Origin of the sequence: Kordiimonas gwangyangensis DSM 19435 = JCM 12864, assembly GCF_000375545.1 — a bacterium.
GTDB classification, from domain to species: domain Bacteria; phylum Pseudomonadota; class Alphaproteobacteria; order Sphingomonadales; family Kordiimonadaceae; genus Kordiimonas; species Kordiimonas gwangyangensis.
On the sequence record NZ_AQXF01000003.1, the window covers coordinates 528,629 to 551,558 of the forward strand.

Here is a 22,930-nt window from a genome sequence, read left to right on the forward strand (position 1 = left end):
GTGACAAGCGATCAGCTAGACAAGATTTCCGACGGGGCAAGGGCATACCTTGTACCCGTCGGTTCCATTTCGGGCGGTAGCTTGGGCATAGCGTGTTCTGTGCCGGGCCGCCGTTTTGCAGCTGCGCGCGTTGTGGTGCGGGACGCGGGAGAAACGGTTTGGCAGGAAACTGTCGCCGCTGCTGACATGGCAGACACTCTCGATCGGCTACCGGAAGCGATTGCAGGCCAGCTGGAAATCCAGCTTGCCCGCTTTCAGGCACCCCAGAAAGGGCTGCGTCTTCCGGGGCGGGATCTGCCCTTTGCCTTCACCCGTCCGCGCATCATGGGTATCCTCAACGTCACGCCGGACAGTTTCTCGGACGGCGGCAAGTTCCTCGACCGTGATGCGGCCATCAGGCATGCCCGCGCCATGATCGCTGAGGGTGCAGATATCATCGATATCGGCGGCGAAAGCACCCGGCCCGGCGCCAAACCTGTGTGGGAAGGCGAAGAGGCTGAACGTGTCGTGCCCGTGATCGAAGCCCTGCAGGATGACGGCATTCCGCTTTCCATTGATACGCGGCATTCGTTCGTCATGGACAAGGCGGTGCAGGCGGGCGCTCATATCATCAATGATGTTTCAGCCCTGACATATGATGGCGACAGCTTGCCTGTCGCGGCACGTGCCGATTTGCCCGTTGTGCTGATGCACTCGCAGGGTTTGCCCGAGACGATGCAGGACAATCCTTCCTACAGCCATGTGCTCTATGAGGTATATGATTACCTGCAGGACCGTATTGCGGCGTGTGTGAAAGCGGGCATTGCGCAAGACCATATCGTGGTCGACCCCGGCATCGGCTTTGGCAAGCGGGTGGTGCAGGATAATCTGGCGCTCATTAATGGCTTGCCGCTTTTCCTGACCCTCGGCTGCCCCATTCTGATGGGCGCGTCGCGTAAGCGTTTTATTGGAGCGATCACAGGGGAAGAGATTGCTGCAGCACGCATGCCCGGCTCGCTCGCCGCTGCCATCCGCTCGGTTGAGCTGGGTGCGCAGATAGTGCGCGTTCATGACGTTGCTGAAACCGCACAAGCGCTCAAGCTCACGCAGGCATTTCATGATGCAGCAATCATGGACGGAATGGTTTGAAGCCGTTACAATCCGATTAATTTTTTAGTGAATTCAGGGAAGGGCTTATGAGCCGTAAGTATTTTGGCACTGACGGTATGCGCGGGCGCGTCAATGAAGGTTTCATGACGCCGGATGTTGCCATGCGTGTTGGTCTCGCCGCCGGTAAAAGCTTCATTCGTGGTGACCACGTGCACCGTGTCGTAATTGGCAAGGATACACGCCGGTCAGGCTATATGTATGAACCTGCGCTTGCTGCTGGATTTGTAGCCGCGGGCATGGACGTGATCATGGTGGGTCCGATGCCGACGCCCGCCATCGCCATGCTGGTGAAATCCCTGCGCGCTGACCTTGGTGTCATGATTTCCGCGAGCCACAACCCGCACTATGACAATGGCATCAAGTTCTTCGGCCCGGATGGCTTTAAGCTGTCGGATGAAAAAGAGCTTGAGATCGAAGGCCTTGTGGACGCTGGCGTTAATGAAGCGCTCGTGCCGTCTGACGAGCTTGGCCGCGCGACGCGGCTGGAGGATGCTAGTGGCCGCTATGTCGAGTTTGCCAAAGCTACTGTGCCGAACGGCTTGACGTTCGATGGTCTCAAGATCGTGGTCGACTGTGCGCACGGCGCCGCCTACAAGGTTGCGCCCACGGTGCTGTGGGAACTGGGTGCCGACGTGATCGCGATTGGCGTGTCGCCAAACGGATTCAACATCAATGACAAATGCGGCTCGACCCACCCCGAAGCCATGTGTGCCCGTGTAGTGGAAGAAGGTGCTGATATCGGCATCGCGCTTGACGGTGATGCGGACCGGCTGATCCTTTGTGATGAGAAGGGGCAGATTGTTGACGGTGACCAGATCATGGCGCTGATCACCCGCAACTGGCAAAAACGCGGCGTGCTGAAAGGCAACGGCCTTGTCAGCACCGTTATGTCCAACCTTGGGCTTGAGCGGTTGTTGCATAGCGAAGGGCTGACCCTTGAACGTACAAAAGTGGGCGACCGCTATGTGGTTGAACGCATGCGCCAGACAGGCTTCAATATCGGTGGCGAGCAGTCCGGCCATATTGTGCTGAGCGATTTTGCCACAACGGGCGATGGCCTTGTGGCCGCGCTTCAGGTGCTGACGGAAATTCAGCAGTCCGGCATGACGGCCTCGCAGGTGTGCCGCCAGTTTGAGCCGGTGCCGCAGCTTCTCAAGAACGTGCGCTATGCGGGCGGGGAGCCGCTCGAAGCTGAAGCTGTGAAAAAATGCATTGCCTCGGCTGAACAGGCGCTCAATGGCTCTGGCCGTCTAGTGATTCGGAAGTCGGGCACCGAACCACTTATTCGCGTGATGGCGGAAGGCGACGATGAAGCCAAAATCACTGCGCTCGTGGAAGGTATCTGCGCTGAGATTGAGGCTGCGGGCAAATGAGCAACCTTGCCGACATGGGCCGGGTGTTAATCGTTGCGGGCTCCGATAGTTCGGGCGGCGCAGGCATACAGGCTGATATCAAAACGGTCACCATGCTGGGTCAATATGCGGCGACCGCCATCACCGCGATTACGGTGCAAAACACCAAAGGCGTATCCGGCATTGAGGCAATCTCACCCGGTGTGATCGCGGCCCAAATGCGTACCGTGCTCTCCGACGTGGGGGCGGATGCAATCAAGACAGGCATGCTGCACGACGCTGAGGTCATTGAAACCGTGCTTGCGGTGATTGATGACGTGGCTTTTGGCGGCGATCTGATCGTGGACCCAGTGATGGTGGCAACGTCTGGTGCGCAGCTTCTGCGTGATGACGCGGTAGAGGCGCTCAAAACCCTGATTGCCCACGCGAGCCTTGTTACGCCAAACATTCCTGAGGCTGAGATGCTCACGGGCCGGAAGATTGTGAATGTCGATGACATGAAAGCCGCGGCCTACGATATTCTAGAAACCGGGGTTGAAGCCGTTCTTCTGAAAGGTGGGCACCTTCAAGGGCCAGATGTCACCGATATCCTTGTCAGTCTTAAAGGCGAATGCGTGATCGCAAGCCAGCGTATCGATACGCGGCACACTCACGGCACGGGGTGTACACTCGCGAGTGCTATGGCTGCTTATCTGTCGGCCGGGAAGTCGCTTGAGGAAGCCTTTGAACGTAGCCACGCCTTCGTGCACAGCGCTATCAAGGCCGCACCCGGCTTCGGTGAAGGCCATGGCCCGCTCGGGCACGCACGTGTCCACATGGAGCGCGACTAATGGAGCTGTTCTACCGCGAGCGCGGAGAGGGCGATCCTGTTGTGTTGCTGCACGGCCTTTTCGGGTCGTCGGATAACCTTGGCGGTATCGCGCGGAACCTGGAAGAAGAATTCAGGGTTATCAGTTTCGACCTGCGTAATCATGGACGCAGCCCGCACGCGGATACCATGTCGTACGCGGAAATGGCTGCGGATGTTGTCGCCATGCTCGACCGGATCGGTGTCGGTCAGTTTTTCCTGTTTGGCCACTCAATGGGTGGCAAGGCCGCGATGCAGCTGACGCTTGATAATCCGACGCGGGTTAAAAAGCTCATCGTCGCAGATATCGCGCCGGTGAAATATAGCCATCACCACACCGAAATCCTGAAGGGTTTGCGCGCTGTGGCGAATAGTGATGCATCGAGCCGGTCGGACGCAGAGGCAATTTTGGCGCCCTATGTAGAAGAGCCGGATGTGCTGAGTTTCCTTCTGACCAACTGGCGGCGCGGCAAAGATGGAAAGCCGGGTTGGCGGATTGGTCTTGATGCCATCGAACATGATTATGCCAATATTGTCGCAGCAAATAGTGGCCATGCCGTGGACGTGCCGGTGTTATTCCTCAGGGGAGGGTTATCGGACTATATCAAGCCTGAACACAGGGACGCGACATTGGCGCTGTTTCCGAATGCCGTGGTGCGAACAGTTGAGGGAACCGGGCACTGGCTTCATGCAGAAAAGCCGGACCTTATTTCCCGTCTGGTCACACGTTTCATCAAAAACGAACTTTAGAAGGGTTAATTCGTCTTTGTCATGCGTATCCTAGTATCCGCCCTTGCCATCTTTGCTTTAAGCCTTGGCGCCAAGGCGACCGATATTTCGCTCGCCCAAAAATTTGACGCTGATTTCCAGAAACAGGTGTCGGAGAAAAAGATCCCCGGTGCGGCATATGCCATCGTCAAGGACGGTAAGGTCATAGCACTGCGCACCATGGGCTCGCGCGCGGTGGATGCCGAGCTGCCGGTCAATAGCGCAACGGTTTTCCGTCTCGCGTCGGTCTCCAAGACCTTTGGCGGTGAAATGGCTGCAATACTGGCGGCGGAGGGTAAATTCAGTCTCGATGCGCGGGTACTTGGGTATGTGCCCAACCTGAAATTCAAAACTGCCGGGCATGCCAGCGGCCTGAAGGTAAGACACTTGCTGAGCCATAGCGCAGGCATTACGCCAAATGCCTATGACAATATGCTCGAAGATGACTGGAGTCTCGACAAGATCATTCCTTATTTTGCCCAGCTTGATGCCATGTGCAAACCGGGGGAATGTTATGGCTACCAGAATATCCTGTTCAGCCTCGTGCAGCCGGTGATCGAACAGTCAACCGGTGAACAATATGGTGCGCTCGTCTCCAAGCGCATCATGGAACCTCTCGACATGAATCATTCCTCCGTAGGGCTGGAGGCGTTTCTCTCTACTGCGAACAGGGCAGAGCCACACGTGTTCACGCGCCGGAACGGCTGGCAGAGGGTGCTTGTTGAGCCAAACTACTACCGTGTGGCGCCGGCGGCAGGCGTGAATGCCAGTATCGAAGATATGGCGAAGTGGCTGATGGCACAGATGGGCTACAAGCCAGAGGTCATCACTCCCGCGATTATCAAGACAGTCACATCCAAGGAAGTGCGTTCAACGCGCGAGTTGAGCCGCCGTAGCTGGCGACGTCATATTTCAGATGCCTATTATGGCCTGGGTTGGCGCATCTATTCCTTTGGTGACGAGGATGTTGTGTTGCACTCGGGGGCCGTGAAAGGCTACCGCGCCTTTATCTCCTACTCGAAAGGTATGGATGTTGGGCTTGTGATGCTGATGAACGCGCAGACGCGTGAGATTGATGACCTGTCGGTCAGTTTCTGGGACGATGCTTTTGATGCGCGTGATGCAGAGAAAGCAAGGACGCAGGCGAGCCGGAAAGCGAAATAGTGCCTGACGATAAAAACAAGAAGATCGTTTTTCTGTTCGCAAGACAGCGCTCCGGTACCGGCGCACTGTCCAGCCTGCTGAACCAGCATCCGGCTTGCAATTATCTTGGCGAGGTGTTTGGGGACGCGATTGAGCAACATCCCATGCACTATTTCAACTGGCTGCGGGACGTTGTGACATCAGAGCCAGACCTCATTCTGCCGGACCGGTCCGAAATGCGCCTCCAGCGATATCTTGGGCATCTGCGTGAAAGTCTTACGGAACAAGTCTTAATTCTGGACGTGAAATTAAGCCAAGCTCACCAGTTCGAGCCTTATGATCGGGGCGTGAATGCACGGCCGAATCTGTTCTCAATGGTGAAGGCTTCAGGATATGGTGTGTTATTCGTGCGTCGCCGAAATCTGGTGCGAACATACCTTTCTCGTCTCTCTGCCGATAAAAGTGGGATATGGCACGCGACAGGCAGCGTGCAAGGGCTAGCAAAACTGCAGGTCGATACCAACCATATGGTGAATTCACTGAAGAAGATGGCCCGCCGTGAACGCTATATCGACAATCTGGCAGCACTGTTCCCTGATGCTTGTGAACTTGAATATGCTGAGCTTTTTGATAGCTCAACAAACAGCCTGACCTCAAAAGCCGCTCAAGCGCTAGAGGTGGCGCTAGGGATAGACTCGCTCGGTGAGCTGCGTACCATGCAGCAGAAGCTGCGTCCCGGTAGCCTGGAGGACATCGTTGAGAACTGTGCAGAGGTACGGCTTGCCTTGGCCGGCACCCAGTTCGAAGAGATGGCACATTAGGGTGTCGTCACTCTGAAACCTGGGGTGGTTGGCCGCCAGGGCCTCCGCGACCTCGCTTGCCACCACGTCCACTTTCTGGGCGCCCGAAACCCCTTTGCATTTCTTCGAGCGCCATCATGGCTTCGTCAGCCGAAATGCGGCAATCATGGTCATTGTCCGCGGCGAGGAACTGGCTGTTTGGTACGGCCACAAGCTCTTCCACAGACACACTACCATCATGGTCTTTATCAACGGCCATGAAGTCGAAGAACAGGAAGGACTTATCCTCGAACTTCGCGTGACGATATTCGCCGGAGTTCAGGAAGCCATCCTTGTCTTCATCGAGTACGCGGAACAGGCGGCTGCGTGTCAGGTTTATGTCGTCACACGTTGCTGCCCCGTCATTGTTGGCGTCCCAGCGTTCTGTGTAACGTGTCACGAGGCTTTTCATGCGCTCAGGGTCCATTGGCCCGTGCTCTGCCATTCCAGCGGCGCCGGGTGGTGGGCCGCGCCTGCCATCAGGGCCACCTTTCGCGCATGCGGTGACAAGAAGTGAAGCTGAAAGAGCAAGGGCAAGGGCGGGCTTAAAAGGCATCGTGTTCTCACAAACGGCTAAAATGTTTAGCCTTTTACGTACGCGTATACCTTGATCCTTCGCATAGATTTGCGGGCCGCAACATCGTTACAAAAACTTCTCGCGGACGATACAAATCTTTCATTGACTCTATCCACGCTTCCTATAATTTCCGTCCCCGGTACTTCCCCCAACTGGGAAGCAGTCGTCTGTGAGGTCGGCAATCATTTTGGGACACACCTCCCCAACGAGGTGCTTGCTATCTGGAAGGATAGAGACATGACGAAGCCTACTGTTGCGCCTCGGCGCCCGGAGTTTAGCTCGGGCCCGTGTGCTAAGCGTCCCGGTTGGAGTGTGGACGCACTTGATAACGCTCTCCTCGGGCGTTCCCACCGTGCAAAGCCTGGCAAGGCCAAGCTTAAGTACGCAATCGATAAAACCCGTGAAATTCTTGGCGTGCCGGATGATTACCGTATCGGCATCGTGCCTGCGTCTGATACTGGCGCAGTTGAGATGGCGCTTTGGTCCATGCTCGGCGCACGCCCTGTGGATATGCTCGCTTGGGAAAGCTTTGGCGCCGGTTGGGTAACCGATGTCGCCAAACAGCTCAAGCTTGAGAAAGTCCGCGTCTTCGACGCACCTTACGGTGACCTGCCGGATCTTGATGCGGTTGACCCTGAGCACGACGTTGTTTTCACATGGAACGGCACCACGTCTGGCGTGAAGGTTCCTGCGGCTGACTGGATCGCCGACGACCGCAAGGGCCTGACCATTTGTGATGCCACCTCAGCCGCTTTCGCGATGGACCTGCCGTGGCAGAAACTCGATGTTGTCACCTATAGCTGGCAGAAAGTGCTCGGCGGTGAAGCCGCCCATGGCATGCTGATCCTGAGCCCGCGCGCCGTTGAACGGCTCGAGAGCTATACGCCCGCTTGGCCGCTGCCGAAAATCTTCCGCATGACCAAAGGCGGCAAGTTGATTGAAGGTATCTTTACGGGCGAGACCATCAACACGCCGTCCATGCTCTGCGTTGAAGATTATATCGACGCGCTTGAGTGGGCGGACGGTGTCGGTGGCCTCAAGGCGCTCATCGCCAAGTCGGAAGCGAACCTTAAGGTTCTGGCGGACTGGGTTGCCAAGTCCGACTGGGCGGCGTTCCTCGCGAATGATCCGGCGACGATCTCGAACACCAGCGTGTGCCTCAAGGTCTCCGACCCATGGCTCGCGACGCTTGATGCGGAAGCGCAAGCGGCAGTGCCGAAGAAGCTTGCTGCCCTTCTGGATGAAGAAGGCGTGGCCTATGATATTGGCGCATACCGCGATGCCCCTCCGGGCCTGCGTATCTGGGCTGGTGCGACCGTTGATGCCGAAGACCTTCAGGTTCTGACCGGTTGGCTCGACTGGGCATATGCCACCGTCAAGGCGTCCTACGCCTGATTGAGATGATGTCCGGGGCGCGCGGATGTGCGCAGCGCCCCGCTTTTCCCGCATAGAATTTGAGAGAAGGACCAATCATGCCTAAGGTGCTGATTTCCGACAAAATGAGCCCGCTTGCTGAAAAAACATTCAAAGAAGCAGGCGTTGAAGTTGACTATAAGCCAGGCCTTGATAAGGACGAGCTTCTGAAAATCATTGGTGACTATGATGGCCTTGCCATCCGGTCTTCGACCAAGGTCACGCCAAAAATCCTTGAGGCCGCCAAGAACCTGAAGGTTGTTGGCCGCGCTGGTATCGGTGTTGACAACGTTGACGTTCCTGCGGCCACCAACGCTGGTGTGGTGGTGATGAACACGCCGTTCGGCAACTCGATCACCACAGCGGAACATGCGATCTCGATGATGATGGCGCTCGCGCGTCAGATCCCACAAGCCAATGCGTCCACGCATGCTGGCAAATGGGAAAAGTCCAAATTCATGGGTGTTGAGCTTACCGGCAAAACCCTTGGCCTGATCGGTTGCGGTAACATCGGTTCCGTGGTGGCGGATCGTGCCCTTGGCCTCAAGATGAAAGTCATCGCGTTTGACCCGTTCCTCGCGCCGGAGCGTGCGGCAGACCTTGGCGTGACCAAAGGTGAGCTTGAGGACGTATTCGCGAAGGCTGATTTCATCACGCTACACACGCCGCTCACTGACCAGACCCGTGGCATTGTGGGCAAGGAAGCCTTCAAGAAGATGAAAGATGGCGTTCGCATCATCAACTGTGCCCGCGGTGGCCTTGTTGACGAAGCAGCTCTCCTTGAAGCCCTCAATAGCGGCAAGGTCGCGGGCGCAGCGCTTGACGTGTTTGCTGTTGAGCCGGCAACCGAAAACCCGCTGTTCGGCCATGAGAATGTTATCTGCACCCCACACCTCGGCGCGTCGACCACTGAAGCACAGGTCAATGTGGCACTTCAGGTGGCGGAGCAGATGTCCGATTACCTGCTGACGGGTGCTGTGACGAACGCGCTCAACATGCCTTCTGTGAGTGCCGAGGATGCACCGAAGCTGCAGCCATACATGAAGCTTGCGGAAGAGATCGGCGGCTTTGCGGGCCAACTGACCGAACACGGCCTCAAGCGTATCGTCATTGAGTATGAAGGCCATGTTGCAAGTCTCAATACCAAGCCGCTGACGGCTGTGGTGCTTGAAGGCCTGCTGTCGCCACTGATGGACAGTGTGAACATGGTCAACGCGCCGGTGATCGCAAAGGAACGCGGTGTGCAGGTGACAGAAGTGAAACACGACCGTGAAGGCGACTATCACACTGGTATCAAACTGACGGTCGAGACCGAGAAGCGTACGCGTACGGTATCCGGCACCCTGTTTGCTGACCGCATGCCGCGGATCGTTGAAGTGAACGGTGTTCGCCTTGAAGCCAACCTCGCGCCCAACATGCTCTATGTCGTAAACGACGACAAACCGGGCTTCATCGGTGCCCTTGGTTCGCTGCTTGGCTATAACGGTGTGAACATCGCAACCTTTGCTCTTGGTCGCCGGATCGAGGGTGAGGAGGCTGTCGCCCTTGTTGCCGTTGACCAGCCGCTCAAGGATATTGTGCTTGACCAAGTGGCTGCACTCGCTCATGTACGTCAGGCAAAACGCCTGTCCTTCCGGGCAGAGCGTTAAGGATTGACGCAAAAAACTGAGAAAGGGAGCGGACCCCATGAACGGTCCCAGACAACAGATGGCGGGCTCATCTTACGCCCGTCAGGCCTTGTTGCCGGAAGGATTTCGTGACCAGCTGAGCCCGAAGGCTGAGCAGGAAGCCGCGCTGGTGCGTGGCCTGATGGATAGCTTCCTTTCTCATGGATACGACCGTGTATCCCCGCCGCTGGTGGAATATGAAGACAGCCTGCTCGTGGGTGCTGGTGCCACGCGTGCCAAACAGATGTTCCGCCTGATGGACCCTGATACCCAGCGCATGATGGCGATTCGCGCGGATATGACCATCCAGATGGCCCGCCTTGCCGCGACCCGGCTGACTGATGCACCGCGCCCGCTACGCCTTGCTTACACCGGCAATGTGCTGCGCACGAAGGGTAGCCAGATGCGCCCTGACCGCCAGTTCATTCAGGCTGGTGTGGAACTCGTGGGGGCACCCAGCCTCGAAGCGGAACTCGAAGTCATTGTACTCGCTGTAGAAGCGCTTGAAGCGGTAGGAATTGGCGAGCTGTCGCTTGACCTGACCGTCGCACCGCTCGTGGCTCAAATGTGCGATATGCACAAACTTGAGGGCGACCTGCGCGACATGGTTTTTGCGGCTCTTGATGCCAAGGATATTGGTGCGCTGGCTGCGCTCGACGGCCTGAAGCGCAAGCATTTTGAAGCGCTGCTTGAGGCCGCTGGTCCAGGTGAGCGTGCTGTTGGTATTCTCAAGGCGCTGGAGCTCAAGGCTGGTCCGGGCAAGCTCATCGCGCGGCTTGGTCGCCTACTTGATATGATTCGTGACCGCCTGCCGAACCTGTCTGTCACCATTGATCCGTGCGAAAGTCATGGCTTTGAATACAAGTCGGGCATCGGATTCGCGCTTTTCTCCAAGGGCGGCGAGGGTGAACTCGGTCGTGGCGGCCGTTATCTCGTGACCCATCCTGATGGTCATGAGGAGGAAGCAACGGGCTTTTCCGTCTATCTCGACAGCCTCATGAAAGCCTTGCCTGCAGCTGAAGCGGTCCAAAAAATCTATCTGCCGCATGGGGTTGCGCCAGATGCAGGTGTGAAGCTTCGGGCAGAGGGGTGGCGCACTGTGCAGGCGCTCGCCGCCGACACAGACGCGGCGGCCGAGGCCGTCCGCCTGGGCTGCAGCCATATCTTCCTTGATGATCAGATCAAGGCCGTATAAAAGCTCGTTTTTTACCGAATCCAAGAAGGGGATTTCACATGGGCAACGTTGTTGTTGTTGGCTCGCAATGGGGTGACGAGGGCAAGGGCAAGATTGTTGACTGGCTCTCCGAACGCGCTGACGTTGTTGTGCGCTTTCAGGGTGGTCACAACGCCGGCCATACGCTCGTTGTAGATGGCACTGTCTATAAACTGTCCCTTCTGCCTTCCGGTATTGTGCGCGGCGGCAAAATCAGCGTGATCGGCAATGGTGTGGTTATCGACCCGTGGGCGCTCCTCTCCGAGATGGAGAAACTGCGCGGGCAGGGTGTTGAAATTTCGCCAGAGAGCTTCCAGATCGCCGCAAACGCGACACTCATCATGCCGTACCACCGTGAGCTCGACGCGCTTCGCGAAGACGCGACGACTGGTGTGAAGATCGGCACCACGCGCCGCGGTATCGGCCCGGCTTATGAGGACAAGGTTGGCCGCCGTGCGCTGCGCGTATGCGACCTGCAGTCCCGCGAGATGATTGAGGCACGCCTTGATGTCGCGCTCACGCACCACAACGCTGTGCGCCGTGGCCTCGGCCATGAAGAGTTCAGCGCGAAGGAAGTGGCGGATCAGTTGATGGAACTCGCGCCGCAAATCCTCCCCTATGTGACCAACGTTTGGCGCACGCTCGATACAGCGACGAAAGCCGGCAAGCGCATCCTGTTTGAAGGTGCGCAAGGCACGCTTCTCGATGTGGACCACGGCACCTATCCGTTCGTGACGTCCTCGAACACCATTGCAGGCCAAGCTGCTGGTGGCTCGGGCCTTGGTGCACGCTCGCTCGACTATGTGCTCGGTATCACCAAAGCCTACACCACGCGTGTTGGCTCCGGCCCGTTCCCGACCGAGCTGACGGACGCCGTTGGCAAGCGCCTTGGTGAGCGCGGCCATGAATTTGGCACCGTGACAGGCCGTTCGCGCCGCTGTGGCTGGTTTGATGCCGTGCTGGTACGCCAGAGCCTGACCATCGGCGGTGTTGACGGGATAGCACTCACGAAGCTTGACGTGCTCGACGGCCTTGACGAGATCAAGGTTTGTGTCGGCTACAAGCACAACGGTGAAGTGGTTGATTACCTGCCGTACGGTATGGAAGACCAGGCCAAGGTTGAGCCGGTTTATGAAACCCTCGAAGGTTGGCAGGAAAGCACTTTCGGCGCGCGGAGCTGGGCAGATCTGCCGGCAACTGCGGTGAAATATGTACGCCGGGTTGAAGAACTGATCGGTGTTCCTGTGGCGCTTCTGTCCACGAGCCCAGAGCGGAACGACACTATTCTGGTGCGTGATCCGTTCCAGGACTAAAAAATCTTCACCTTTTTAGAGGTGTTCCGAATACAGGAAGAATGCCGCTAACTCCCCAGAGAAGCGGCATTTTTTTTGTTTCCGGTTGCTAAAAGTTCCCGAATGATTCACATTTGTTAACCAACTGCATAGTATTGCTGTGGCAATAGTTTTGGCGGACCTACCGGGCTGGCTTCCCGGTGGACATTCAGGGTTGCACTGAGGGGAAAGTTATTTGAGCGGCGAGATCGCACCAGTTCCAGACGGGCAAAGCGCCTTCGGAGAGCGGTACGTGGTCGATTTTTCGGCGCCGCTTCCCGAATTTACGACCGAAGGCGGTGACGCGTTCAAGGCGTCCGACAAGGAACGCCCGGGCAAGGATGTGTATGCACTCATTCACCATCCGACCGTGCCGATGCGGAACGAGATTTATCGTAGCCTGAAAGCGCGTCCGGTTGCCAATATGGTCAACCCGGTTGACCGCGGCCTCATGACCATTGAACAAGGTGGCAGACGCCAGCGCCTGGTCACCATATTCGAACGGCCCGCAGGTGGTGCGCTTTTTGGGCCTGATGGACGTGTGAACCCGCGCGTGAATACGAACAGGTTGCGACAAAGCGTTGTCCTGTCAGCGCTTAAGGCGATTGCAGCGCTGCATAAGCGTGGCTTTACCCACCGAGCTATCTTGCCCACCAATATGTATTTTGTGTCGAACGACAGCGAAGAAATACATCTTGGCGAATGCTATAGCTCGCCACCAGGCTACAAGGTGCCTTTTGCGCTAGAAAGCCTTGAGGTTGCAGTTGCCCACGAAACTGCCCGCGGAAACGGCGATGCAGCGTGTGATTTTTACCAGCTAGGCGCTGCACTTCAGAGCCTCTATTTCGGTGAACAGCTTTGGCGCGGCCGCGACCGCGACAGCATGTTGATGGCGCGGGTGAACCAAGGGTCCTTCTGGGCGCTTGGCGGCGGGCGGGATATCCCGGGCGCACTCGGTACGCTTGTTCGAGGCCTGATGGCGGACGAAACCGAAGAACGCTGGGCTGCGGAAGACGTGCTCGACTGGTTTGAGGGGGTAGGGAAACCTAAGCGCACCAGCATGCGGGCGTGGTCGATGAACCGGCCAACGAATTTCAAGGGCGTTGCCTATGTCGATCGCCGCCTGTTGGCCGATGCGTTTGCACGAGACCCGCGAGAAGCATCCAACTTCCTCAAGTCGCTGGACTTTCCGTCCTGGGTGCAGCTGTCGTTCCGGGATGAAATCCTGTCTGAACGGCTTGAAAATGTGCTGAGGGTTACCTCCGACAGCAGCAATCTTGGTGGTGTGCGGCCTGACGACTATAAGATGGTCACGCGGGTCTGCCTGTTTATTCACCCCACGGGGCCTGTGCACTATAAAGGCTACTCCCTCATGCTTGATGGGCTGCCATCCATGATTGCGGATGCTTTCGCGCGGGATGACCGCGACCTTTTGGGGGTTATTCACGAGATTCTGGACGAGCGTTTCCTCACTTCACTGACGGAAATCTGCGGCGTCAAACATCCCAAATTCCTGGCCCATGTGCGCGATGTGAGACCCTTCATTGCGCATTCCACCAGTAAACAACTGGGGCGCGGCATGGAACGGGTGCTGTACGGCATGAACACGATATTGCCGTGCATCAGTCAGCGCTTCTCCAACGTGTGGATTGGCTCCGTCAAACAGATGATGCGCGCCCTTGACCGGCTTGCGGCCAGTGGTGGGGGTAAAAATATCCTTCTGGACCGGCATGTTGCCGCCTTCTGCGCCGCCCACGGCACCGACCTTGAGCGTGAGTTCAACAAGCTTGCTGCTGCGCAAAATGACCCTTCCCGCTTCAATAGTCTGTCTGCTGAGTTCTTCGGCCTGCTGCAACGGCGCTTCAAACTTGAAAGCCTGCCGAACCTCACCGAGAAGCTGGTGGAAGGTCTTGCGCCTGCAGTGAAGAGCCTCAAAAATCGCAAGCGTCGCGAGCGAGTAAACCAGCTTCTTGATAAGGTCAAGAAGGGTGGTGACATCTCAAAGCTTACGTCGGAAGTGAACATGGTGCGCATTCAGGCGGAGGACGCACGCGAATTTTCGCAAGCGCGTAACGCCCTTATGAAGCTTGAGAAGGACCGTGTATTGCTCAGCCGTAAGATACAGCCCACTGATCCAGATGCGCGAGCCGCAGGGTTGCGAGGTAGCCGCTGGGTTGCGTTCGGGGCTATGGTCGTTGTTGGCTTTTTGACATTCTTCCCCGGAGGCTGATGTGAACAAACTGCCAATGAAAATGCGCAGGAGACGACCGCAAGGGGAAATGAACGGATTTTTCCCGCTGCTGTTCGTTGGCCTATTGATGGTGTCGCTTTTCAGTTGGCAGGTGGCGGCGCTATTTGTCGTGGGGCTGCTGCCTACAATGGTGCTGGCGCTCACCGGAAAAGGGGCGCACAAGGCACAGAAGCTGCAGTGTGTGGGCTTCTCCAACATCACAGGGATATTGCCGTTTGCGATGCAGCTTTGGGACCGTCCGCGCGACCTAAGTGTGGTTGTTCTGGACCCCATCAATCTTGTTGCCATGCTGGGGTCTGCCGCGATTGGCTACGCGCTTCTGTACGTGGGGCCGATGATTGCGGCGCAAGTACTTCAGGTCATGGCGCAAGATAAGCTCAAGCAACTGACACAGCAGCGGCAGGCGCTTCTTGAGCTTTGGGGACCTGAAGTCTTGGGTGGTGATGAAAGTGACGCGCCGGAACCAGCTTGGATGCAAGGACGCAGGTCATCTCAGGACTGACACGATACATGCCAGCCCTGAAGTTCTTCACATTCTGATTAGTTCGGGCGTGCTTGACTTGCTGCAGCCAATCGCATGGCCTTTTGAACTTTCTCAAACGCCCGCACCTCAATCTGGCGGACACGCTCACGGCTGACACCATATTCCTGGCTCAGTTCTTCAAGGGTTTTTGGCGGCTCGGCCAAACGGCGTTCCGTCAGGATGTGACGTTCACGCTCGTTCAGGTCTTCCATCGCGTTCTGGAGAAGCTCGATCCGGTTATCGTGTTCTTCTTTTTCCGCGACAAGCGTTTCCTGATCAGGCGCGTCGTCCACCAGCCAATCCTGCCATTCGCCTTCAGCATCCGCACGCAGCGGGGCGTTCAGGGAATGGTCCATCGCTGAAAGGCGGCGGTTCATGCTCACCACGTCCTGCTCGGAAACGTCCAATTTCTCGGCAATCTTGGTGACATTCTCCGGCAGCAGGTCACCTTCTTCAATCGCTTCAATCTGGCCCTTCAGGCGGCGCAGGTTGAAGAAGAGTTTTTTCTGCGCAGCCGTGGTGCCGATTTTAACAAGCGACCAGCTCCGCAGGATATATTCCTGAATGGCTGCGCGGATCCACCACATGGCATAGGTAGCAAGGCGGAAGCCTTTCTCTGCGTCAAAACGCTTTACAGCCTGCATCATGCCCACATTGCCCTCGGCGATGAGGTCAGCAACGGGCAGGCCATAACCGCGATAGCCCATGGCGATTTTTGCAACAAGGCGCAGGTGGCTGGTGACCAGCTTATGTGCCGCTTTGCTGTCCTTGTGCTCCGCCCATGCTTTGGCGAGCATATATTCCTCATTGGCCTCGAGCATCGGGAACTTGCGGATTTCCTGCAGGTACTGGCTCAGGCTGCCTTCAGGCGAAAGGGTAGGGAGATTGCTGAGATTGCTCATGGTCTAATCCTCGCCCGGGTCTTGGACCCGATTTTATAAATATATCGTGCCGATATAATACGGTGGAACAATACACAGTGTCAAACAGACGAAAAAATCTGGATACCCTAGACCGCGTATCGGTCCAGCGCGTCCAGAAGCAATTTCATGTCATATGGTAAGTCGCTCTCGAATTTAAACCTTTCACCTGTAATCGGGTGTAAAAATCCGAGCACGCGGGCGTGCAGTGCCTGCCGTTTGAAGGATGCAAGCGCGTCGCGCGCCGGACCTTTGATCGAATTCGCAATCTTGCCTGCGCGGGCATAGACCGGGTCCCCTACAAGTGGGTGGCCAATATGCGCCATATGAACCCGCACCTGATGGGTACGGCCCGTCTCAAGCTTGCATTCAATCAGACTGGCAAGAGCGGTGCCGGCCTGCTGGTACTGTTTGATCGTGCGATAGTGGGTCGCCGCCCATTTTCCACCGGTCTCGGATACCGCCATGCGTTTGCGGTCCACCGGGTGGCGGGCGATGTTACCTTCAATGCGCGCGGCAGGCGGCACCGGGTGCCCTTTGCACACCGCAGTATAAAGCCGCTCGATCGAATGGTCGGCAAACTGTTCGGCGAGGCCATTATGCGCCTTGTCATGCTTTGCCATGATCAGAAGGCCGCTTGTTTCCTTGTCGATACGGTGCACGATGCCGGGGCGTTTAACGCCGCCAATGCCGCTCAGGCTACCGGCGCAGTGATGCAGCAGGGCGTTGACGAGTGTGCCGTCCGGGCTGCCGGGGGCAGGGTGCACGACCATGCCCGGCGCTTTGTTGACCACGATCAGGTGTTCGTCCTCAAAAACCACATCAAGCGGAATGTCCTGCGCGGCGGGGGCGGCATCTTCCGGCATGGGAATGTTCACGGTGAAGCTTTCGCCCGGTTTGACGGAGCGGGATGGGCTCTTTATCTTGGCGGGTGAACCCGCGAGAATTACCTGCCCCTCCTTGATCAACGCCTGCAGGCGTGAACGCGAAAGGTCTGGTAATGCGTCCGACAGCAGCTTATCAAGGCGGATGCCTGCCTGCTCTGGGCTTACGGTAATGTGGAACATGTCGCTCATGGAGACATCTTATGATGGCGGAAGACAAAAAAGTCACGTCCGAGATTGATGAAAAGAAGCTTTCTTCGCCAGGCAGCAAAGCTGATATGGAGCGTGTCGCCGAAGAACTGAGCGCTGCCGCCGATCAGCACAAGGGACTGAAGCGCCTTGTTCTTGTGCTCGGACTTGTCCTGCTCGCACTCTTCGGATTTGTTGTTTACGCGATTGCTAACCGGGCAGCCGAAAGCCTGATGGAGCTTGAAGCGCCTGCAGATGAGACGCCCATCGCATCGGCGCCGGTGTTGAGCGGCATCGCCGCAGACGACTTTGCCATCATGCGTCCCGCGGGCAGCACACTCGTTTCCGTGAGCGGGAACGCACGTGAGTTGATTTTCCATTTCCGCGACAACACGGGCGCTGACCACATCATCCTTGTTGACCGCCAAACGGGGACGCAAACCCCCGTGCGGGTGCCCTGAGGGACTTTTGGCGCGGGTCACAATAGCATCTGGGCTCATTGAGCGGCTTGAGGAGCATGCGCGCCTCTGGCTACCCAAGGAAGGGTGTGGGTTGCTCCTCGGCAATTTGCGTGGCCCTGTCACCGAAGTTGTTGATATCGCCTTCAGCGGTAATGTTACGGCACAAGACCCGCGTAAAACCTTTGAGATCGACCCATCTTTGATCATCCGGCTGCAAAAGGAAGCGCGTGCGGGAGGTCTACAGATTGTGGGCGTGTGGCATAGTCACCCAAGCGGTGTTGCAGAGCCCTCAGAAACCGATAAAGCCCGCTCGGAAGTTGCTGGATGGGTATGGATTATCACCGGTATCCAGGCAGATATATGTACCACAAATGCGTTCCTTGTGAGCGAAAACGATCCCCATTCTTTTCTGCCGCTTTCAGACATATAGCTTCAGGCATGTTTTTCCACGCCGCTTATAATTGAAAAGCGGCGGCAGGGGTCTATAGTCATTCCAACGCCAGAAAAGGCCGCACACGGGAAGATGCGGCCTTCTAAGTTATGGGGAGCAATACGTGTTAGGACAAATGCAAAACTGGCCGCTGCTGGTTTCCAAATTCATTGAGCATGCGGCGATCAACCACCCGGCGCGGGAAATCATCTCCATGCTGCCTGAAGGCGGGCAGTTCCGCTACAATTATGCCGAATGTGAACTGCGTGCGAAGAAGTGCGCGCAGGCCCTGCAGCGCCTTGGCGTGCAGTTTGGTGACCGGGTCGCGACACTTGCCTGGAACAGCCACCGGCACATGGAAATCTGGTACGGCGCTTCAGGTATGGGTGCGGTAACCCATACAGTGAACCCGCGCCTGTTTCCTGAGCAGCTTGTCTACATCATGAACCACGCGGAAGACAAAGTGCTGATGCTCGACATCACCTTTGTGCCGCTTATTGAAGCAATCGCCGCACACCTGACGACCATTGAAAAGTTCGTCATCATGGTGGGCAAGGACCACATGCCAGAGACAACGCTCAAAGGCGCGATTTCCTATGAGGAACTTATCGCCGCGGAGGACGGCAACTATAGCTGGCCGACTTTCGATGAGAACACGGCGTGCGGGCTTTGTTACACATCCGGAACGACGGGCAATCCGAAGGGCGTGCTTTATTCGCATCGGTCGAACTTCCTGCACACGCTTCTGGCACTTGCGGGTGATACGCTTGGTATTACCTCAACATCTGTGATCCTGCCGGTCGTGCCCATGTTCCATGCTAACGCCTGGGGCATCCCCTATGCTGCTGCGGGTTCGGGCGCAAAGCTCGTGCTGAACGGCCCGCACCATGACCCGGAAACCCTGCACAAGCTGATTGTGGAAGAGGGCATTACGGTGACCGCCGCCGTGCCGACGGTCTGGCTGGGAATGCTCAAATACCTGCAGGCAACGGGCAAGGACATGGCCAAGCTGACGACTGTTACCATCGGTGGCTCCGCCGCGCCGCGCAGCATGATCCAGGCATTCCAGGAAAACTACGGTGTGCGTGTAAACCACGCGTGGGGCATGACGGAAACCAGCCCGCTTGGCTCGCTCGGTAGCGAAAATGCTGCGGTGCAGCCGCTTTCAGCTGAGAAAAAGCTGGATATCCAGTGCAAACAAGGCCGTTCCGTGCTTGGTGTTGAGATGTCCATTCAGGATGATGAAGGCAGTGTGTTGCCGCGTGACGGCAAGACTTCAGGACGCCTGATGGTGCGTGGCCCTTGGGTGGTCGAGAGCTATTTCAAACACGAAGCTGGTAACATCCTTGAAGATGGCAACTGGTTCGATACCGGCGATGTGGCGTGCATTGACGAGTACGGCTACATGCAAATCACTGACCGCGCAAAGGATGTGATCAAGTCTGGTGGTGAATGGATCAGTTCTATCGATCTTGAGAACGCAGCAGTTGCGCATCCCGATGTGGTCGAAGCCGCTGTGATCGGCATTTTCCACCCGAAATGGGACGAGCGTCCGCTTCTTGTTCTCGTGATGGAAGAGGGCAAGACGGTCACCTTGGAAGAGATGAACGCATTCCTGGCCGATAAGGTTGCCAAATGGTGGCTGCCAGACGATGTGGCGTTCGTGAGCGAGTTGCCGCACACGGCAACAGGCAAAATCTCCAAGAAAACGCTGCGGGAGCAGTTCGCGGACTATAAGTTGCCAACCGCGTAGGTGCAGAGAGTTTAGCAGACGAGAAGGGCGGCCATGGGTCGCCCTTTTTCGTTGGTCTAGCGCTTGCCGCGCCCGATCCATTCCAGAATTTTGCGCGCCGGGAAAATCCACAGGATACCTGCGACCAGATAAAACGGCGTCTGGATCCAGAGCGAGGCATCAATAATTTCGCTACCGATGGCGGCGATCATGAAAGCATAGGCCGCGATGCCGAAAATCAGGGCAAGCATGCCCCACAGGCTGCGGGCGCTTGGTTTGCTGCTTTCATACATCCGTTCGTTCCTTGATCTCTGACATTTGACGCGCCGCAAGTTCAATGATGCGGTGGGTTTCACTCCATAACGGAAGTGCCCTTGTTTCTTCAAGGCTAAAGAAGCGTGTATCCGCCGCATCTGTGCCTGGACGCAAAGTGCCACCAACAGGTTCAGCGAGATAGTCAACCAGCGTGTAATGGTACCTCAACTGGTCGCCATCCCGCTCAATGAGGTCAACCACGTCAAGGAAGGCGAGGATGCGGACTTCAAGGCCGGTCTCCTCGAACACCTCACGAATGACAGTTTCCTCAATGGTTTCGCCCAGTTCCTGCGCGCCGCCTGGAAGGCTCCAACTGCCAAGCTTCGGGGCCTTGCCTCGGCGGATCAGAAGGACTTGGCCGTCTTTCATTACAACGGCACCGGCACCAACAATCGGGCGGGTGGGATTTTCTCTTGCGTCCATCGGGGCCTTGCTATTTGTTCGTTGCCATCGGCCGCCAGTGTGGGGCGGCGTCGGCGGGGAGGCAAGTAACTATGTGCGGCCGGTATGTATTCATCGCGCCAAATACGGAAGTTGATCGGATATTCGGCGTCCGTGCCGATGCGCCTATCCCGCCAAATTTTAATATCGCCCCGACCCAACCTGTCCTGATCATTCGTCTGAACGCCAAGGGCCTGCGTGAACTGGTGGCTGTTGAATGGGGACTTATTCCGGAATGGAAGAAGGACCTGACGGACAGCAAGCCGCTCATTAACGCGCGGATCGAGACTGTGCGGGAAAAAGCATCGTTCCGGTCAAGCATCAAGCGGCAACGGTGTTTGGTGCCATTCTCAGGCTGGTATGAATGGAAGACGGTCGGCGGGCGCAAGCAGCCCTTCTATGTTACCCCAGTGGACGGTAAACCCATGGCGTTTGCCGGCATATGGTCTGTCTGGCATGGGCCGAGTGGCGACCACTGGCTCGAGACCATGGCGATCCTGACCGCAGCGACGGAAGGCCCGATGAAAAGCCTGCATCACCGCAGACCGCTTGTGGTAAGGCCTGAGGACTATCAGGCGTGGCTCACCCCCCATGATCCGCTGCCGCGTGGCTTTCTGGAGAGCTTCAATTTTGTGCCGGAGACAGCATTTCACTGGCAGCCGGTTAGTACGGTGGTCAATAATGTGCGCTTTAATGGCCCAGAATGCCTTGATCCACCGCCCGAAGACCCGCAACCGAGCCTCTTTTAAGGATACACGATGACTGATTTTGCTGACAAAAGCGGCCCGATATACATCGAGAAGGCAAACGGCATCGGCAAACTTATGCTGAACCGTGCCGATAAACGCAATGCGATGTCAGAAGCCATGTGGCGCATGCTGCCGCAAGCGGCAACTGCGCTCGACCGGGACGCTGATGTACGAGTGATAATAGTGGCCTCTACCAGCGACGCGGCTTTCTCCGCCGGCGCGGACATTGCCGAGCTTGAGATCATTGCAAAGGATAAAGACCGACAGGAAAGCAACCGGGTGGCTATTCGTGAGGCACAGCGCCTTCTCGCACGTCTGCGCAAGCCAACCATTGCCAAGATCAAGGGCGCATGTATGGGCGGCGGTTGCGGTATCGCAATCCACTGCGATTTCCGTTTTGCGGCCATGGGTGCACGTTTCGCCATTACCCCCGCCAAGCTTGGCCTTGTGTACCCGCTGAATGACACCAAACAGCTCATTGACCTGATTGGGCCAGCCAAAGCGAAAAGCATGCTTTTTACCGGCCGGGTGGTTGACGCGGAAGAAGCGCTTGCTATTGGCCTTGTGGATGAACTGTGCGCGCAGGATGAGCTTGACGGGCGTGCAGACGCATTCGCGCAGCAGATTGCCGCTGTCTCACAGTTCAGTGTGCACGGCATCAAGGATTTCATCCGCCGTATCCTTGACGGGCAAGTGGATGATGACGACGAAACCGCTGCCGTGTTCAGGGATGCACATGAGGGGGCGGATGCGGCTGAAGGTGTGCGCGCGTTTCTCGAAAAGCGGCCACCGACTTTCCGCTGGAATGGCTGATCAGGCTGCGTCGAGGTCGCGGAAGTCAGGCACGATATAAAGAGCAGCGATATGCAGGGCGCTTGCTGCATATAGTATGGTGCCCGAGAGTGCAGCAACGATGAGCTTTCCAGCGTCGTCCGGCAGCATAGCGCCGACCAAGCCCGCCAGCGTGGAATTCAACGTGAAGGCCGCGAGCAGGAACAGCGCGAGAGATGCGGTAATAGGCATCATGAAGAAGCGACCACGGCGCCATGCGGTAAGGAGTGTATCCTTGCGGTCCCGCGCTTCGGCGGCGATTGCAAGGTGCGCGAGGCCTGTAAACGCAAGCGCAGCCCAGATCATCAGCACAAGCGCGGTCATGAGCACCGCGTTCCCGAGGCTGCCCAAATTGCCGGACAGGATTGCAACAATGGGCAGGCCAAAAAGCGCCAGCAGGATGGTCATGCCATTAGCCGCAATCATATGCAGGAAGGCGCGGAATCCGCGTCTGATGAACGCAGGTGTTCCGCCAGAAGACGGCAAAAGTGTGCCAGGGGCTACAGCGCGTGCCCACGGCACTGCCAGGAAGGTGGTCACTGCGGTGACCATCAGGTGGCCTGCGAACAAGGTGCCAAGGCCTTCTTCCAGAATATCAGCCAGACGGCCTGCCGAACTTTCCGCATCGCCCCCAGCTTCAAGCGCCAGTAACACTTCCTCAATTACCGCCGCTGACGGCATATAGAGTAAGGCTGACAGGATACCCGCGAGCATGGCAAGCAGCATGAACAGCTGCGGCCGAAGCTTAAAGGCGCGCAGCGCGGCGGAGGTCAGTGAGATAAGCGTAGGCGTCTGGAAATACATAATCGCAGTCTTTACCCGCAGCGTGCGGTCATTTTAGGGCAGTTATCCCTATGGCTTTGCCGCAAGGGTTTGATCTTGTCCATAACTATCCTAATTCATGG

Annotated in this window: 23 protein-coding genes; 17 read left to right on the top strand and 6 right to left on the bottom strand. The window is 57.0% G+C overall.

Translation table 11 applies throughout. From position 1 onward, the window contains the following. From folP to B150_RS0110795, 6 genes are read left to right on the top strand one after another with little or no spacing between them, the layout of a single operon-like run. On the top strand, nucleotides 1-1,128 hold the full coding sequence (gene folP, locus B150_RS20655; RefSeq protein WP_202899493.1) for a dihydropteroate synthase: 1,128 nt from the start codon (nucleotides 1-3) through the stop codon (nucleotides 1,126-1,128). Between the two features lie 47 nt (nucleotides 1,129-1,175). Then, nucleotides 1,176-2,522 (top strand): phosphoglucosamine mutase, encoded by a 1,347-nt coding sequence (glmM, locus tag B150_RS0110775; protein WP_020399935.1) that lies wholly within the window; start codon nucleotides 1,176-1,178, stop codon nucleotides 2,520-2,522. Then, the gene (gene thiD / locus B150_RS0110780) at nucleotides 2,519-3,331 is read left to right on the top strand and encodes a bifunctional hydroxymethylpyrimidine kinase/phosphomethylpyrimidine kinase (RefSeq protein WP_020399936.1); all 813 of its coding nucleotides are present in this window, start codon (nucleotides 2,519-2,521) and stop codon (nucleotides 3,329-3,331) included. The genes glmM and thiD overlap by 4 nt, the downstream gene beginning before the upstream one ends. Then, complete coding sequence (locus B150_RS0110785; RefSeq protein WP_020399937.1) at nucleotides 3,331-4,098, top strand: alpha/beta fold hydrolase; 768 nt, start codon at nucleotides 3,331-3,333, stop codon at nucleotides 4,096-4,098. Before thiD ends, B150_RS0110785 begins: the two co-directional genes overlap by 1 nt. Nucleotides 4,099-4,119: 21 nt before the next feature. Next, nucleotides 4,120-5,280 (top strand): serine hydrolase domain-containing protein, encoded by a 1,161-nt coding sequence (locus B150_RS20660; protein WP_020399938.1) that lies wholly within the window; start codon nucleotides 4,120-4,122, stop codon nucleotides 5,278-5,280. Then, on the top strand, nucleotides 5,280-6,080 hold the full coding sequence (locus B150_RS0110795; protein ID WP_020399939.1) for a hypothetical protein: 801 nt from the start codon (nucleotides 5,280-5,282) through the stop codon (nucleotides 6,078-6,080). Before B150_RS20660 ends, B150_RS0110795 begins: the two co-directional genes overlap by 1 nt. Before the next feature lie 7 nt (nucleotides 6,081-6,087). On the opposite strand, the gene B150_RS0110800 is transcribed toward B150_RS0110795, so the two are convergent. Then, entirely contained in the window at nucleotides 6,088-6,654 is a 567-nt protein-coding gene (locus tag B150_RS0110800) for an EF-hand domain-containing protein (protein WP_081611410.1), read from the bottom strand. Between the two features lie 258 nt (nucleotides 6,655-6,912). Here B150_RS0110800 and B150_RS0110805 point away from each other — a divergent pair, with 258 nt between their 5' ends. From B150_RS0110805 to B150_RS0110830, 6 genes are all read left to right on the top strand, one after another. Beyond that, complete coding sequence (locus B150_RS0110805) at nucleotides 6,913-8,070, top strand: phosphoserine transaminase (protein ID WP_026168324.1); 1,158 nt, start codon at nucleotides 6,913-6,915, stop codon at nucleotides 8,068-8,070. Nucleotides 8,071-8,147: 77 nt separating this feature from the next. Beyond that, the gene (serA, locus tag B150_RS0110810; RefSeq protein WP_020399942.1) at nucleotides 8,148-9,737 is read left to right on the top strand and encodes a phosphoglycerate dehydrogenase; all 1,590 of its coding nucleotides are present in this window, start codon (nucleotides 8,148-8,150) and stop codon (nucleotides 9,735-9,737) included. Nucleotides 9,738-9,774: 37 nt separating this feature from the next. Further along, nucleotides 9,775-10,950, top strand: coding sequence for an ATP phosphoribosyltransferase regulatory subunit (locus tag B150_RS0110815; RefSeq protein ID WP_202899495.1), 1,176 nt, complete (start codon nucleotides 9,775-9,777; stop codon nucleotides 10,948-10,950). 38 nt (nucleotides 10,951-10,988) lie between these two features. Continuing rightward, nucleotides 10,989-12,281, top strand: a complete 1,293-nt coding sequence (locus B150_RS0110820; protein WP_020399944.1) for an adenylosuccinate synthase — start codon at nucleotides 10,989-10,991, stop codon at nucleotides 12,279-12,281. A gap of 214 nt (nucleotides 12,282-12,495) precedes the next feature. Continuing rightward, a complete protein-coding gene (locus B150_RS0110825; RefSeq protein WP_025896615.1) occupies nucleotides 12,496-14,529 on the top strand; it encodes a hypothetical protein in 2,034 nt (677 codons plus the stop codon). 49 nt (nucleotides 14,530-14,578) lie between these two features. After that, nucleotides 14,579-15,052, top strand: coding sequence for a hypothetical protein (locus B150_RS0110830; RefSeq protein ID WP_020399946.1), 474 nt, complete (start codon nucleotides 14,579-14,581; stop codon nucleotides 15,050-15,052). 38 nt (nucleotides 15,053-15,090) lie between these two features. Here the strand turns inward: B150_RS0110830 and rpoH are convergent, their stop codons facing one another. After that, on the bottom strand, nucleotides 15,091-15,975 hold the full coding sequence (rpoH, locus tag B150_RS0110835; RefSeq protein ID WP_020399947.1) for an RNA polymerase sigma factor RpoH: 885 nt from the start codon (nucleotides 15,973-15,975) through the stop codon (nucleotides 15,091-15,093). 107 nt (nucleotides 15,976-16,082) lie between these two features. Then, nucleotides 16,083-17,069, bottom strand: a complete 987-nt coding sequence (locus B150_RS0110840) for an RluA family pseudouridine synthase (protein WP_035921460.1) — start codon at nucleotides 17,067-17,069, stop codon at nucleotides 16,083-16,085. 11 nt (nucleotides 17,070-17,080) lie between these two features. On the opposite strand from B150_RS0110840, the gene B150_RS0110845 reads away from it, so the two are divergent. From B150_RS0110845 to B150_RS0110855, 3 genes are all read left to right on the top strand, one after another. Further along, on the top strand, nucleotides 17,081-17,527 hold the full coding sequence (locus tag B150_RS0110845) for a hypothetical protein (protein WP_020399949.1): 447 nt from the start codon (nucleotides 17,081-17,083) through the stop codon (nucleotides 17,525-17,527). 7 nt (nucleotides 17,528-17,534) lie between these two features. Next, nucleotides 17,535-17,957, top strand: a complete 423-nt coding sequence (locus B150_RS20665; RefSeq protein ID WP_162139692.1) for a M67 family metallopeptidase — start codon at nucleotides 17,535-17,537, stop codon at nucleotides 17,955-17,957. A 136-nt stretch (nucleotides 17,958-18,093) separates the two neighbouring features. Continuing rightward, nucleotides 18,094-19,710: a long-chain-fatty-acid--CoA ligase gene (locus B150_RS0110855; protein WP_020399951.1), complete on the top strand. Its 1,617-nt coding sequence runs from the start codon at nucleotides 18,094-18,096 to the stop codon at nucleotides 19,708-19,710. A 56-nt stretch (nucleotides 19,711-19,766) separates the two neighbouring features. Here B150_RS0110855 and B150_RS23310 read toward each other — a convergent pair whose 3' ends face one another. Both B150_RS23310 and B150_RS0110865 read right to left on the bottom strand, forming a co-directional pair. Continuing rightward, a complete protein-coding gene (locus B150_RS23310; protein WP_020399952.1) occupies nucleotides 19,767-19,982 on the bottom strand; it encodes a DUF2842 domain-containing protein in 216 nt (71 codons plus the stop codon). Beyond that, on the bottom strand, nucleotides 19,975-20,427 hold the full coding sequence (locus tag B150_RS0110865) for an NUDIX hydrolase (protein ID WP_020399953.1): 453 nt from the start codon (nucleotides 20,425-20,427) through the stop codon (nucleotides 19,975-19,977). The genes B150_RS23310 and B150_RS0110865 overlap by 8 nt, the downstream gene beginning before the upstream one ends. A gap of 71 nt (nucleotides 20,428-20,498) precedes the next feature. Here B150_RS0110865 and B150_RS0110870 point away from each other — a divergent pair, with 71 nt between their 5' ends. Further along, a complete protein-coding gene (locus tag B150_RS0110870) occupies nucleotides 20,499-21,194 on the top strand; it encodes an SOS response-associated peptidase (protein ID WP_020399954.1) in 696 nt (231 codons plus the stop codon). A 9-nt stretch (nucleotides 21,195-21,203) separates the two neighbouring features. Next, nucleotides 21,204-22,007, top strand: a complete 804-nt coding sequence (locus B150_RS0110875; protein ID WP_020399955.1) for an enoyl-CoA hydratase/isomerase family protein — start codon at nucleotides 21,204-21,206, stop codon at nucleotides 22,005-22,007. On the opposite strand, the gene B150_RS0110880 is transcribed toward B150_RS0110875, so the two are convergent. Next, the gene (locus tag B150_RS0110880) at nucleotides 22,008-22,829 is read right to left on the bottom strand and encodes a hypothetical protein (RefSeq protein ID WP_020399956.1); all 822 of its coding nucleotides are present in this window, start codon (nucleotides 22,827-22,829) and stop codon (nucleotides 22,008-22,010) included. Between the last annotated feature and the right edge of the window lie 101 nt (nucleotides 22,830-22,930).